Source organism: Amycolatopsis balhimycina FH 1894, from assembly GCF_000384295.1.
Lineage (GTDB): Bacteria > Actinomycetota > Actinomycetes > Mycobacteriales > Pseudonocardiaceae > Amycolatopsis > Amycolatopsis balhimycina.
Map to the genome: position 1 here is coordinate 4,475,065 of NZ_KB913037.1, position 14,994 is coordinate 4,490,058.

5 protein-coding genes are annotated in these 14,994 nt (G+C 66.3%); all 5 read right to left on the reverse strand.

Annotated features, from left to right (window positions below):
- Nucleotides 1-36: 36 nt before the first annotated feature.
- A complete protein-coding gene (locus tag A3CE_RS51360; RefSeq protein ID WP_020641846.1) occupies nt 37-441 on the reverse strand; it encodes a hypothetical protein in 405 nt (134 codons plus the stop codon).
- A 1,244-nt stretch (nt 442-1,685) separates the two neighbouring features.
- Nucleotides 1,686-1,880: a hypothetical protein gene (locus A3CE_RS0119795; RefSeq protein WP_020641847.1), complete on the reverse strand. Its 195-nt coding sequence runs from the start codon at nt 1,878-1,880 to the stop codon at nt 1,686-1,688.
- 1,318 nt (nt 1,881-3,198) lie between these two features.
- Complete coding sequence (locus A3CE_RS53555) at nt 3,199-3,567, reverse strand: hypothetical protein (RefSeq protein WP_020641849.1); 369 nt, start codon at nt 3,565-3,567, stop codon at nt 3,199-3,201.
- Complete coding sequence (locus A3CE_RS0119810; protein ID WP_245589555.1) at nt 3,564-10,091, reverse strand: RHS repeat-associated core domain-containing protein; 6,528 nt, start codon at nt 10,089-10,091, stop codon at nt 3,564-3,566. Before A3CE_RS0119810 ends, A3CE_RS53555 begins: the two co-directional genes overlap by 4 nt.
- A 68-nt stretch (nt 10,092-10,159) precedes the next feature.
- Nucleotides 10,160-14,491, reverse strand: coding sequence for a LamG domain-containing protein (locus A3CE_RS0119815; protein ID WP_245589556.1), 4,332 nt, complete (start codon nt 14,489-14,491; stop codon nt 10,160-10,162).
- Between the last annotated feature and the right edge of the window lie 503 nt (nt 14,492-14,994).

A 14,994-nucleotide genomic window follows, 5' to 3' on the forward strand; every position in this document is an offset into this window, starting at 1 on the left:
GCACGGCACCATCACGCCGCGCAACGGATTCCCGATTTACGGGTGGTAACGCCCCAGGACCTCGGTGATCTCCCCGGCGCCGTTGAACGTCAGTTGGGGCGCGTAAGGCGGGGAAGGCAACGCCAGGAACTCATCCCGGCCGCACGGGACCGCGCCGAGCCCGTTCCACCCCACCTTGATCTCGGTCGGCGTCCCGCAGCCCTGCGCCGTGCGGATCACCGCGTCAGGGGCGAGCTTCGACACGTGCGGGGTCTCGGAAAGCGGGTAGACGGCAGAGTTGTTCTCCTCCGCCCGCCGGTACTCGCCGTCGACCCACTCGATGGTGCCGTCGGGGTGGGTCGCGGTGATCACCGCGACGTCCACCGAGGTCGGCATCAGCCACCACACCCCCGCGCCCACGACCACCGCCGCGGCCAATGCCGCCCAGATCCAACGCTTCATTCCCCGCTCCTCGATCGGTGATCACCGTCTTGACGCCGTGACCGGCACCGGGGTTGCGTGCGGCTCTTGGACAAGGGGAGCCGGCGAACCCCGAACTTGCGGAGCGTTGCGCGGCGCCTGACTCGTGGAATGCTCGGTTCGGTCGGAAGGCGACGGTTCAGGACTGCCCCGGCCTGACGGCCACGTCTGTCTACCAGCCCTGCCGCCCGGCGGGTTTCAAACGAGCAGCACACGGGCCGTTCGGCACAGCAGAGCAAACGGAGACGCAACGGAGCCCCCACCGATCACTTACGACAGCAAACCCTGCCCAATTTCAGGAAAAGCGCAGGTCAAATGCCTCTTTTGCGGAGCCGCCAAGGGGGCTCGAACCCCTGACCTTCTGTTTACAAGTCCGCCGTGCACTAGTATCGGCGAGTGTCACCAAGTGCCACCGGATGCAAATAAACGCAGGTCAGCCAACGTCTTCAGCGCCTTTCAATGTCTTCAAGTGTCGTCAAGTGTCAAGCACTACTCAAGCAACGGAGCCCCATCGGAGACGGAGCTGCCGGCTGGGCCGATCCAGCCTGCGTTCCGGGCTCGCTTCTCCTCGCTCACGTCCACCTGTCACGTGGTGTGACGTTAGTTCTACGCGACGTATGCGACGCTGAGCCGTTCATAGAAACTCGTGCGCGGCGACGAGCGCGGGTTCGGAGGCCCGGACTGGGCCTCCCGGACGGGGCGAGCTGGCGCCGAGCGTGCAGTGAACCGGCATCCCGGCCAGGGGGCGGCAGAGCATCCGAACGTCCGACATACGCACGAGTAGCACGAGTCGGGCCGACTGGTCGACCCGCGGTGCAAATCGGGCGGTGCGCCGTCATCTCCGCAGCAGGCTGGCTCGTCCGTTCGCCGGCCGGGCGGCTCGATCCCGGCAGTTCCTTAGCGACCTTGAAGCGATCGTCGGTGCGCTTGCCGCGGTCACCGCAGCTGCAGGAACCACTGGGCAAGACCGGCCCGTTCACCGCAGCCACCCAAGTACAACGCCGAGAAGATCCCTCAGGGTAGCGCACCTTAGATCCGGTCGGTCTGCGAATTACTTCCACGCCAACCACCTTTGGCACATACTCACGATTCGCAGATTTCCGAATTCCACCCAGCGGGCAACGCTTTGGCCAATATGAGCCAATGAGGTAGCATCAGTGCAGGAAAACCGAGGCGGCGACCGATGGTGACGACACCGGCCGCCGCCTGCGGCTGTTCGACGAGGGTTACCGGCGCACCAGCTTGGCGGTCATCCGGATTCCGATTGCGGCGAGCCTGGCAGCCTTGGCTGCCAGGCCGTTGCCGTCTTCGAGGCAGTCAGCCGAGGCTGCTACCTCCAAGAGCAGCGCGAGACCGTCAAGCAGTCCCGCCAGTCGTACCCGGAAATGCCAGCGGTCCTCGTCAGCATCCGCGCCAGCCATGACCCATCTCCTCACTCGGCGCAGGTGACCTTGCGATGCAAGGTCGGCGACCCCGCGCCGGATCCGGTCACGCGCGGGGGCGCCTCCGAGTGCTACAAAACGATCACAACGGCTTGGACGCCAGCTAAAGATTACATGGCTCAACGCCCGCCGACTAATATCAGCGAGCGGAATCAAAAAGGCATCCAAAAAAGGACAGACTTCCGGCCTTATTATGGGAACCTTTTGGGCGTCATGTTTTATGATGACCGGTCTGCAAAGAAAAGAAAAGGCTCCAACGTCAGATTTAACCCGTTTGCAGTAGCGGGCGTGATGCCACCGCAACCTTTCTTTCCGCTTATCGAAATGAATCTTCCATTCAAGTTAAGGCAATGCACGCTGAACCACCTGATCGGACTAACCGCGCGCGACCTCATAGACGTGGCGCGTACTCCTGCATCGCAGGGTTACCGCCAAGTTTGCTTGTCGGGATACCAGGTTCCGGCGAGAGGAGTCAGCTACAGGAGCGGCGTGATGGACACATCGGCGAGCTCAAATGCGCCAGCGAGGGTGCTCAGGTTGGTCGGCAAAACGCCGACACCGCGGGCAGCAATGGCGCACCCTCGGATGCAGCCATCGGCGGGTACTTCGAACCGGCGGGGAAACCGTACTGGCGTACCGGCGTCGCTCGGCTTCGAGATGAACGACCTTGTGCGTGAACTCGCCAGGCAAGGGCCTATTCACCGCGAGGAGCACGAGGTCGACCAGATCCTTGTAGTGGGCCGAGGTGCCAGTGCGGTCGGCACCGTATCCGAAGTAGAGGGTGCAGAGCTGGTCGCTGACGACGTCCTCGAGCGGCTACATCCGGACCTCGGGCCAGGTGGCGCCGCCGCTGGGGAACGCGGCGGGCAGCGGCTCGACGATGTCCGATCCGCGGGGGACGCTCTCCTGCAGTGACAACGTCGACACTGGTCGGCGGGGCCACGGTAGGTACTGCCGCCGTGATCGTGGCTGGTAGCCGCGGTACCTATCGCTGGCAGGAGAACTGGATCTCTCGCAGCCGGGCCGCTACGCCATCGAACGCCAGATCGCACACTTCAAGCATCGCGTCGCGAGTTGCGGAGGCGGACGGTCGACGACCCGAAGGTGGGCGTGCCGGTGTTCGACCACCTGCGCCGGCGCGGCCGCGACGAGCCCCGCATCACCTCAGCGAAGACCGTTCGCGCCATCCTGCCCAGGCTCTCCGCGCTCGCCGTCCGCCACGGCACCCTTGACGCGAACCCCGTACGGGAGATCGGCCGAGGACATGTCGATGCCAAGCACGACCGCCGGGATTGGACTATCGGGCTCGTCCAATCCCCCCGTCACGGGGCAGCTCATCTTCGAAGTCGCAAGACGCCACAGCCGCGTAGTCATTCCCCCACAAGATCTCGAGAAGGCGGCCGATCAGCCAGACAATCCTGGCATGGTCGGCCCTGTCCGACGATTCGGCCTCGACCAGGGTAGGCCAACGTACGAAGTCGTCACCGGACTGATCCAGGGGAAGTCGATCGTCATTTCTCAGCACCTCGAGCAGAGTTCTCTCCACCGTCGCAGTCCTCGCATCGAAATCAACACCCAGACCGGCCGACAAGACACCGACGACAGCATCGACGGAGTCTGCTCGCACGTAGATCTTGCAGAATTCATACGATTTTTCTGTCATCACTTCGGAACCTCGATGAACGGCGGATTGTCGAACTGGCCACCGATCTTCACAATGGACAAGTCAACGTCGATACCCAACTGGGCCGCGATCTGCCTTCGAAGACCGCTCAGGCCAGCTTCTCCAGCCTGGATTTTTCCGCTTTCAATCGCACGTTGCATGGTTCGCTCTTTCGCACTTCCCGGGTTGGGGGTCTTGAAACGATCTCTGATCAGACTATCAAACTCGCCAGGACTCACCCGGACGGCGAAGTCGATGTCCGACGCTTCGCCGGCGGTCCCGGCCGCGCGGCTACCATGGACGACCACTTGCCCCCGGTAACCCGCCGCATCCAATCCTGTCCGCAGAGCCTGGCCAGCTTCCGCGAATTGCCCGGAAGAGAGCCCCTGAGGAACGTTCGAGCCACCCGCAAGGCCACCGCCCAGGAGGAGCATGATGCCGCTGAAGATCTCCGCGAGCGCGTCCGATCGATGTTGATCGATCTCCGCCTGAGCACACTCGCTAAAGTGCTCCACACAGTACATCGCCGCAATACCCTTGCTGCCGGCGAGGTCATCCGGGTGCTCTCGCAGGTATTTCCACGCATGCCAGCACGCGGTTTGACCGAAGCACAGACTCCCCGTTGATCCGTCGGAGTTGTCCCACGTCATGGGAGACCAATAGGAGGTATTGGACGAATTGGAGTAAATCTCCAGCTGCGCCCGGACCTGATTCGCGTTCGTCGTGGCGGGAGAGTGGTGCGATACCCAATTTCGCCTGGCATCCCGAGCTTGACTGCAGGCAGACCCTCGCTTGCAGCCACTGTTAGCCGCGATATTCCGGAAGCTGTCAATTGATTGTTGGCTGTACCCGCGCTGTTTCATGAAGTAGGCACGGTTGTCGATGTAGTTGGGGTCTGACATCGCCTCGCCAGTACCACAAAGTACGCCGTCGGGGCCGCACGCTGCGCCCCACATCAGGCCGCTTGGGTCGCTGAACGAGATCGGGCTGTTGTTTCCGTAGCTGTACGCGTTGAGAGCCTGCGGATTGCCAGTGTCCAGGGACGAGTCTGGAGTCAAGAACCTTCCGGTAAGCGGGTCGTAGTCGCGGGCGCCCAGGTGGGTCAGCCCGGTCGTGTTCTCGTAGCCGCCCACGAACCCGTGCTTGTCCGGCCATGTCGACGGCGGCGTTCCCCGGGTCGCGCCGTACGGGTCTTGCCAGCGCCTGGACACCGCGAGGTTGCCCGCATCGACCGTGGCGTACGTCGTGCCCTGGTGATCGGCCAGTTTCCAGCTCAACCCGGTCGAGGACACGCGCGTCGCGATGGCCTGGCCGTTGTAGCTGTAGAACCGCGTACCTGAAGCGAAGATGGCCCCGGTGGGGACGAACAGCTCCATGTCCCCGACCGACAGGGTCGTTCCGCTCGGGTCCTTCGTGATGAGGATGTTGCCGTCGGCGTCGTAGAGGTAGCTGCTGTCCGCGCCGTTGGCTTCCTTCACTGTGGCGACGCGACCTTCGGCGTCGTAGGTGAACGTCTGCGCGGCGCCTGCGGGGCCGCGTGTCTCGGTGCTGCCTGTGCCCGTGTAGCCGTAACTCGTCTGGGTCGTGCCGCTGGGCCCATCGGTTGTAGCCGTCTGGACGGCGTGGGGGTGTTTCTGGCCAGGGTCGGGGTACGTCGAGGCCGTCGTGATGTCGCCCGACGGGGTGTGCTGGACCTGGGTCTTGCGGTTGCCGGTGTCGTCGAAGGTCCAGGACGTCCAGTACGGCGCAGCACCATCGATGCCCGCCGTGGTTGGTTGACCAGCGCAGTCACCTGAGGACGGCGTCCACGCTTCCGTGAGCCGCTGCAGGTAGTCCTGGCGGAAGCACTGGACGTCGGCCTTAGTCGCGGGCGGCGTGTCGGCGATCTTGGTCAGGTTGCCGACCTGGTTGTAGGTGTAGACGCGGTTGGCGATCCAGTAGTCCGATTGCGTGGAGCGCTGTGCCTGGACCGTCTTGAGCTGGTTGGTGCCGTCGGCGTAGGTGTTGGTCACCGAGACCTGATACGGGCTGGCGTCGTCGTTGAAGTTGGTGCGCAGCGCCTGGCCCAGCGGGTTGTACGAGGTCAGGGACACGAGGGTGTTGCCGCCGCCCGAAGCATTGGCGGCGAGCATGGTTTTCGGCGAGCCGTTGTCGTAGTAGGTGAGCGACAGTTCCTCGGCCGGCAGGCCACCCGCAGCGGGAGTGTTCATCGTCCGCACGGCACCTGTATTGGCGTTGTAGGTGATCCCGAACTGGTAGGTGTTCGACAGCCCCTTGTCGCCGGGCGGGATGGTCACCTTGCTGCCCGTGGGCCGGCCGGCCATGTCGTAGCCGGTGGTCTCCTTGATGTAGGCCTTGGTGCCGACGTAGCGGGTGGAGGCGGTGGGCTGTCCTGGAAGCAGGGTGTCGTAGGTCCAGCCGGCGATCTTCGTGCCGGTCGTCGCGGGGCCGTCGTACTCGGCGGTCTTGCGGCTCAGGTTGTCGTAGGTGTAGCTGATCAGCCGGTTGCGCGCGTCCGTGGTGGTCAGCAGGCGACCGGCGGCGTCGTAGGTGAACGTCGTCCGGCCCGTGTCCGGGTCGGTCGAGGCGATCTTGCGGTCTTTCAGGTCGTACTCGAAGGACCAGACGTTTTTGCCGGTCGTGTCGGTGACCGTCGACTGCTTACCGCTGCGGGTGTAGGTGTACGTCGTGGTGTCGGCCGGTGATCCCGGTGTGTACTTCGTCGGGTCCTTGTACTGCAGCAGCTGGACGGTCTGGCCGAGTCCGTTCTTGATCGTGGTCGACGCGGTGCCGCCGTCCGGCGGGATCGTGGTCGTGCGGTCGCCGTCCGCGATCGTCGTGGTGCGCCACTGCTCCACGGCGTGCAGCAGGTAGGCACTGGCCCGCGGACTGCCGGCGCTGTCGAAGGTGGCCAACGTCGTGTTCGGAACCGACGCGTCGTCGGTGACGTACAGGGTGGCCGACGGGGCTCCGCTGTTCCAGTAGGCGTTGTGGGTCTTGTACGTGCGGCCCTGGGAATCGTAGAAGGTGTCGGTGATGATCCGGCCGGGCCCGTCGTCAGTGCGCGGTGCCTGGGTTTGGATGGTGCGGCCGAGACCGTCGACGAGCGTGTACGAGATCGCGTACTGCCCGTTCGCAAGCAGGTTCTGGGTGGTGACGTTGCTGACGCCACCGGCGTTGCGGACGCTGTAGCTGTAGATGACGTCCGCCGGGCCGTTCAGCGCCTTGCTGTGACCGGGCTTCCACACCGACAGCACACGGCCAAGAGCGTCCTGGGTCGCGTCGGTGCGCAACCCGCTCGCGTCCTTGCTGGCGACGGTGATGCCCGAGGCGGGGTCGAGGTACTTGGTGGAGGTGAACTTGGGCGCGTTCGCGGCAGCGCTGACCGGCGGTGCGGTGGTGTCGACCTGCGTAACCGGGCCACCCTCTGCCGGGGTGTACGACGTTGTGCTGGTCAGGCCGAGTGCGTCGGTGGCGCTGACCGCCCGGCCGTACTTGTCGTACACGGTCGTCGCCGCAGGCGACTTGATCTTCTCCGCACCACCCGTCGGCCAGTCGTCGAGACTGTCGATCTGGGTGATATTGCCTTCGGTGGGTGCCGCGCCGAAGGCCTGTTTGTCGAAGTAGGTCCGGCTGTCGCTGATGATGTTGCCGGGCCCCGGTGGATTGGTCTTGTCGTCGCAGACGCCGGAGATCTTCCGCACCTGGCTGGAGGAGTTCAGCAGCCAGGCGGTGGTGTTCTCCAGGTACGTGGTGAGAGTGCAGCTGGTCTGCTTCGGGTCGCTGGTATCGCCTTCGGTCTGCACCGCGGTCGCGAGCCCGTACTTGCCGTGGGTGGTGTGCGTGCGCGACACCCGCCAGGTGCTCGTGGTGTCCAGCCAAGTCCGGCTGCGGGTGGTGTCGGTGCCGGTGTAGGCCGCGGTGCGACCGTCAGCGTCGGTCGCGGTCGGGTCGGACACCCACGGCTCAGTCAGGGTGCCGCTCACGGCCTGGCCGTCGCGGTAGGTGACGGTCTCCCGGGTGACGCCGGCGACCTCCTTGCGGTCGGTGAACGACTCGTGCCAGTTGGGACTGGTGACCGTCGCGCCTTCCATACCGCGCAGGTAGAACGTCTCGGTGACCACCGGAGGCCCGGACGGGTCACCGCCCGCCGGGCCGAGCCCGGTGGTCGTCTTGACGTCGCCATAGCCGCGCCACTGCGACCACGTCCGGTACTTCGGGTCGCTGAACGGGTCGTCGTCGTAGTGCCACGCCGCGCCGCCGAGGAAGTCGTAGTGGGTGACCTTCTGCTGCGGCTGCTGCGTGGTGTTCGCGTCCTCGATGACGTCGGTGACCCGGAACTTGGTGAAATAGTCCAGCACCGGATCAGTTGCGCCCGGCGGATTCCAGTACACCGGGTAGCACGACAGTGTGTTGTTCTTCAGGTTCGCCGGATCGGGCATCGGCCCCGCGGGCTTGCACTCGGGGTCGGCGTACTTGACGGTGGTGTAGCCGCCCTGCGGGGTGGTGATGGCGTCGATCCGATTGCGGCTCAGTGCGGTGTACTGGGTGTTGGCGTTGACTCGGTTGGCCATCGCCTTCGGGTGGAACGTCGTCGCGGGCAGCGTGATCGCCGAGCCGACGGTGTTCGAGCTCGCGATCTTCCCGGTTTCGGTGATCGAGTCCAGCCACAGCGCCGTCTTGTTCCCGTCGGTGGTGGGTGGGAAGGACTGCGCGAGCGCCCACTCCCGGACGGGTTTCCACCCGGTGCCGCCGTCGCTGACCTGGGTGGTGAGCTTGGTGTAGCGCTTGCGTGAGAAGAAGGACGGTGAGTTGTAGACGCAGACCGCACCCGAGGCGCAGATCGTCTCGGACGGCACGTCCGGCCACGACGTCGCGGTCCCCGAGTTCAGCTGACTGGGGTCGCAGGTGATGGTGCCGCTGGGGAAGCACCGTTCGGCCGTGTCGAACAGTACTTGCGCAGGGGCGTGGCTGAAGGTGTCGGCGACCTTGGTGTTGAAGCCGTACTCGATCTTCTGCAGGTAGCCGCTGCGGGTGTAGGGCGTGCCGGGGTTGTTGGCGGTGGAGGCGTTGCGGTTGAGCCCGTAGTAGTTGGTCTCGGGCTGGTAGTAGTACGCGATCGCGTTGCCGTGCGGATCGACGACGTAGTCGAGGTTCCAGCGCCACGCCCGGTTGCACCAGGACGCCGCGTAGGTCGCGGCGTTGCACGGCTCGAGGTTGTTGTTGCCGAACACCGGAACAGTCCACGTCGACTGGGTCTCCGCCTTGCCCGCGGCCCAGCCGGGCAGGTGGTTCAGGCCGAAGAAGTACTGGACGCCGTCCGGTGTGGTGACCTTCCAGTACTCGCCGAACTTGTCGCCGTTGACGCCGCCGGTGAGACGTTCCACCCTCGTGCCGTCGTCGTCCTTCGGGTGCCAGGTCTGGGTGTTCTTGTCCAGGATCAGATCACCGTTGGCGCCAGCGAAGGAGATGGTAGCGTTGTCGTTGTACCAGCACAGATCACCGGTCTTGGTCTGGCCGTTGTTGCCGCCCAGGTCCTGGCCGCAGCCCTTATAGCGACGTTCGATGAACCCGCCACCCGAGAGACTCCACCCGTCACCGACACCTGAGGCCTGGTTGTTGGTCGCCGAAGTCAGCCCGTCCACCGAGCTCGACGAGTAGTTCAAGCTGACCGACGGGCCCGTCCCGCCGAGCGCCGCGGGCGTCCCGATCGGGTACGAGTAGTCGAAGTCCGCCGACGAACCACCCGCCGACCAGGAGCCGGCCGGCTTGAGGTCAGTCGCAGTGAAATCGCCGCCACCACTCTTGGTGTCGGCTTCGGCGGCCACCAGCATCGAGGTTGCTGCGGGGGCAGCAGCGCTCTGCCGCGATCCAGCCGGCGCCCCGGGCAGCGTGACGTCGGCGGCCACGTGCCGGGTCCGGGTGTTGTTGTCGGAGGTTAGCGGGCTACCGACGTGGCACTCTGGCTTGTCCGTGGTCGTCAGCAGGCAGGACGGGTACTGCACGAGGTGCAGGCGGCCGCCGAAGTCACCGCCGTAGGCGTCGCCGAACGACCGGTAATCGATGTCGACGTTCACCGGTCCGCTCGTGTCGCCGAGGACCGGCTCCACCTTGACCAGCACGCCCTTGATCCCGGCCTTGGTGGTCGTGGCCTGGTCCAGCGTGCTGATCCGGACCTTGCCCGGGGTGGGCCGGGCCTCGGCTGTCTTCGCCTGCGACCGTGCCACGGCGACGGCCTGCCCGGCGGGCACCTTCGCCGCGGCCCCCACGGGGAGATCGACATCAGCGGTGGCGGCTGCTGGCCAGCTGACCTTCGCGGGGCTGCTCGGTCCGGCCGGAGCCACCGGTGTCGCACGGAAACCGCCGTCGACGCCGTCAACGGAGCTGGTTTGCTGCAACGGGGGAAGATCCCAGCCCAGCCCGTGCCAGCCCCCGGCCGCGGCTTCCGCCGCCGCGGTCTGCGCCGAACCCACCAGCACGACGGCGAGACCGAGGGCCAGCGCTCGTCTGCTTCTGGTGAAGCGCACGAAGCCACGCGAGTGAGTCATGTCTGCCTACCTAAGTCTGGTGGGCGCTCGACGCGCCGAAGCCGGTGCTAGTGGGTGACGCCGAAGAGGTTGCCGGGGTCGTCGGCCCGCTTGTCGAAGTTGATCCCGGCGGTGCCGCGGAGACCGGAGTACACCCGCACCCCCGCGACGCCGCCGTTGAGGTTGTTGGTGCGCTGCCCGGTCCAGATCCCGCTGCCCATCAGCAGTCCCCCAATGCTGGCCCCCACGTCCACACCGGTGGCGTTCCCGGACGCGGTGTAGAACTTCCCGCGTTGCAGCTCGCCGTTTACGTAGAGTGACATCGTCTTAGTGGCGGCGTCGTAGCTCGCAGCGAGGTGGGTCCACTGGTTGTCGACCGCGTCGAGGTCGCTGTACTCCGTGGACGCGAACACGCCGCCGGCGTTGGGCACGGTCAGGATCAGGCTCCACGCCCCGTGATCACGGCCGTTGGCGTCCTTGTAAGGGCGGTAGCTGAGGAACAACGGCGAGAACTGTGCCTCGTCGGTACTGATCAGCGTCCGCGTCGCCGGGTCGACCTGGCCGGAGGCGGCGACGTCGGCCGCGGTCCAGGTGTGCTTCACCCAGCCTTCGACCGTGAACGACTTGTCCGTGCGCAGGTTCGCCGGCCGCGGTCCGACGAGCCGGCCGGTCCAGGTGTTGTCGAACTGCGCGGCGCAGCCGGTCGGCGATCCGCTGCCGTCCGTCTCGGTCGTGAGTGACACACCACCGCTCGCCGCGGCCGTCGCCTGCGCGGCGGTGTCGACATAGCGCAGGCCGTTCATCGCCGCGATCTGATCGTCGGTGAGATCCCTCGACCAGACCCGGCCCTGGTCGAGCACGCCCTTGAACAGGTTCTTCGCACCTGGCTCAGCGCCGAGCAGCAGCGGTCCGTTCGCCGTCCACGGCGCGCCCGCGGTGGCATCGGCTTCGTGCTTCCCGTTCACCGAGAGCCGAAGGCGCGATGCGGTGCTGTCGAACGTCGCCGTGAGCAAGGTCCACACCCCCGCCTGCGGCACCGAGGTACCCGTCGCCCACGTCATGGCCGCCGCGGCGTCGTCGGCCGGGGACATCCCGAACGCCCAGCGATTCGCCGCCTTGTCATAGCGCAGGACGAAGTTCGCGGCGTGACTGCCGGCCAGGGACAGCACGGTGTAACCGGCGTTGAGGTCGGTGGGGTTCACCCAGGCGGACACGGTGAAGGACTCCGCGGTGTTCACCACCGGACCGCTGGTGGACCCGTAACCGGTGGCACCGTCGAGTTGCAGACCGCCGCCGCCGTGACCTGGTACCCATGCGTATCCGCCGGTGAGGGTGATGGTGTTGCCGTAGCCGGTGCTGTCGGCCGCGGTGTTTCCGCTGGTCTGCCCCAGTGCCCAGCTCGCCTGCAGCGACGGGACGCGGGAGGTCGCGGAAATCAGCTCCGGCCCACAGCCTTCGGCTAGGCCGTAGTTCGCCAGGGGAACAGCGACGCCGGCCAAGTCGTGGACATCTTGTCCGGACAGCGTCCGCTGCCACACCTGCAGGTCATCGAGCGACCCGTGGAAGAAGTCGGCGCGAGCCCCGGACCACTTCGTCGCGCCCAGCACCGCCGGTCCCGTCGCGGCCCACGGCTGGGCGATCACCGTGCTCTGCTTCGCGCCGTCGACGTAGAGCGTGGCGACCTGTGTCGACGCGTCATACGTGCCCGCCACATGGGTCCACACCCCGATTTGGGGCGGCTTGCTGGAGAAGGCCCAGGCGGCCGCCGGTGTGGCCGAATCTCCTGTCGTGACGCGCATCGCCCAGGCGTTGTTTTCCTTGTTGTACTGCAGCGCGAACGGCATCGCCTGGGTCCCGTCCTGCGCGATGACGGTCTGCGAATGCGTCGTATCGGCGAGCTTCGCCCAGGCTGCCACCGTGAACGACTTCGACGGGTCCAGCACCCGGTCGCCGGTCTGGGCGTAGCCGCTGGTGCCGTCGAGGGTGATCGCGCCCTTCACGCCGTCGCTGTAGCCACCGGTGTCGGGGTGGGTCCAGCTGGTGCCGTGGTTGTAGCCCACACCTCGGGTGACACCCCCGGACGCGGTAGCCGGATGGGTCGGCAGCGTCGCGTTGTCCGGCGTCGACGAGGCACTGTCGATCAACGCCGTGCCGGACGGTTCGTCGGCTCCCCAGGCGGCGACCAGGTTCTTGCCGGGGGTCAGCGGCTGGACGTGGTAGGAGCAGGACGGCGGGTCCAGCGTGGGGTTCGACTCGGGGAGCACCACGCACTGCGCGTCCGGGCTCGGCATCCCAGCCTTGTTCACCGACTTGATCTTGATCAGGTTCTGGTTGCCGCTGAGCGCGGTCGCCTTGATGCCGCCGACCGCGACCATCTTCCCGTTGGCGTCCGTCGACTGCGTCGCCGGAACACTCGGCGAACCTTGGACCTGCGGCTCGGAACCATCGGTCGTGTAGATGAAATGGTCGATGTCGTAGAAGTTGTCGGTCGCCATCCCGGTCCAGATGCTGAACTCGACCGGATCACCCTGCACCGCCGGATGCGTCCACGACGGCATCGCCACCACCGGTTGCGCCGGGACCTTGCTGTCCACGGTGAACTCGCAGTTGCCGACCCAGTTCGACGACAGCTCACCGTCAGATGCCTGCATCGACCAGTTGTAGATCCCGTCCTCGTTGATCCACCCCGCCGGGACCGCCGCCAGCTGCGCGGTCGCCTGCTGGTTCTGACCCGGCGTGCCCACCGCGACCAAGTTGGCGCCGTTGTCGTGCGTGTACACGTTGTGCCCCAGCGCGCCGTAGGCCACCGCGAACTTCGCTAGCAGCGTGCCACCGTCGGGATCGGACACCTTCCCCGCCAGCTGCGGGTTCTTCGTGTACACCCACGGCCGGTTCGCCCCGCTCGTGCACGGCAGCAACCCGTTCTGCATCGACAGCGCCGTCGGCAGGTTCGGCGGGGAGTCGTAGTTCACCTGCAGATAGGGGTTCAGCGCGAACCGCCGCCAGGTGGCCACACCGCCGCCCTCCCCGTCCTCCACCAGCGCCAGCGACACGTTCGGCCAGCGGCCCGCCGCCGCGTCCTGCGCGGCGTGCGTCGCGTTGAACTGCCCAGTGACGTCCGGCGCGTTGCCGCAGTTGGCCACGTTCACCGACGACATGTAGTAGCTCCAGCCCGGCTGGTGCGCCCACGTGATGTCCCCACCGAACGGGCCGGTCAGCCACAGGTCGGTGTCCGCCGCGTTCGAGCAGTTGTGAGTGTGCGTGACCGTGGTGTTCAGGCTCGCCGAATGCACGACCGTCCCGGCGATCTGCGCGGTGTTCATCTGCAGGTACGACCGCGACGTCCCCGCCCTGTCATCGGTCTCGTAACCCGCTTTGAGATCGGACAGGTCGCCGTCGGAGGCGTTGTAGTTGTGCGCGTCCGAATACCCGGACTGCACCACCGCATGCGCCTGCATCCCGCAGGTGGAGCACAAGGTGTCCGGGTCGAGGGTCACCGGGTACCGCGTCGCCGGATCGGCCAGGAACGCCTGGTCGGGTGAGATCACGACCGTGTCCGAGGAGAGCGTCACACCCATGACCGCCTCGCGGCGGCCACCGCCCTCACCGAGCTGCCGCTCGGCTTCGGAGCCCGCGCCGGAGGAGTCCCACATCCGCGACGCGTCGCCGGTGAAAACGACCGCTCCGGTGTCGTCCTTGACCTCCAGGCCGTCCGAAGGCTGGGCACCGGAGGTCGGCGTGGCGCGTCCGGCGCCCGGCGCGACGGACACCGTGGTGTTCTTGGTGTGCAGCCCGAACGGGATGTCACGCAGCCCGGGGTTCTGTGCGGCTTCCCGGGTCTTGACGACGAGGTTCTCGGTGTAGCCCTCCGGCAGCGCGCGGACCGTCAGGTCGACGCCCGGGAGCACCTCGGCGTAGGTCGCGGTGTCACCGGACAGCGACGGTTCCGGGAGGTCCTTCGTCCACTTGAGACCGACCTCCTTGCCCGCCTCGCGCGCCTGCACGATCGGCGTGGCCACGGAGCCGGTGCCACCAGCGTTCAGCGCGAGGTCCAGCACCGTCGCCTTCGGTGTCACCGACCCGTCGGCGTTGCGGACGAGCGTCGTGTCGATCGGTGTCCAATCCGGACCGTGCTTGACCCGCACGGGGTGCGTGTATTCGGTCAACGTCCACGAACCGTTTGGATTCGCCACCGTCTGCGACGTCTCCGTGGTCTTCGACGTGACCAAGATCTGTTTGCCGGCTTCACGCGCCCACGCGGTCGCCGTCGCCTCGTCCTGCGCCTGGTCAGGCACCGAAACCGCAGCCGACACGACCGGCGCCCCCAGCACCGGCAGACCGAAGACGCCGACGCCAGCAGCCAGGAAAAGCGCGCGCCAACGCACACCAAAAAACCCCACGAGATCCCCCTCGCCCAAGAGCACCAGCACACAGCCGGGCCCCCGACGAACCCAAGATCACCCTGACCGATCAGACCGCGAAAAGGAATAGGCCAAGCGGGGTATTCACCTCAAACCCACCAGCCTAGCGAAATGCCCATACCTCATAAATGGTCGCTTACAGTCAAATAGGACACACCCGTGCAGGTCGACCAGGTTCTTATTGCACCTCTATCCAGGAACGCCTGCAATTAACCCACCATGACGTGCCGCTGCGCGCGATGTCAGAGGACGCGAACCGACGGTGTCGGCGAGCACACGGCGCCGCCGCACATCTCGACGAGCGTGTTGACTTGGCCGACCGGAGCCAGGACGTACACGGTGCCCGACCGCGGCATCCCGCAGACCCGACATAGGCCCTCGCACCACGTGCGTCGGCCCATTGGCTGTCGAATTTCCAGAGACCCCGTCCGGCCTGGGAAGCTCAGCGCGCGCTCTTCCACCACCCAGCGACAGCGGGCGCC

Coding starts and splice junctions, on each gene's coding strand:
- A3CE_RS51360 (WP_020641846.1), bottom strand. CDS start 441: ATGAAGCGTTGGATCTGGGCGGCATTGGCCGCGGCGGTGGTCGTGGGC.
- A3CE_RS0119795 (WP_020641847.1), bottom strand. CDS start 1,880: ATGGCTGGCGCGGATGCTGACGAGGACCGCTGGCATTTCCGGGTACGA.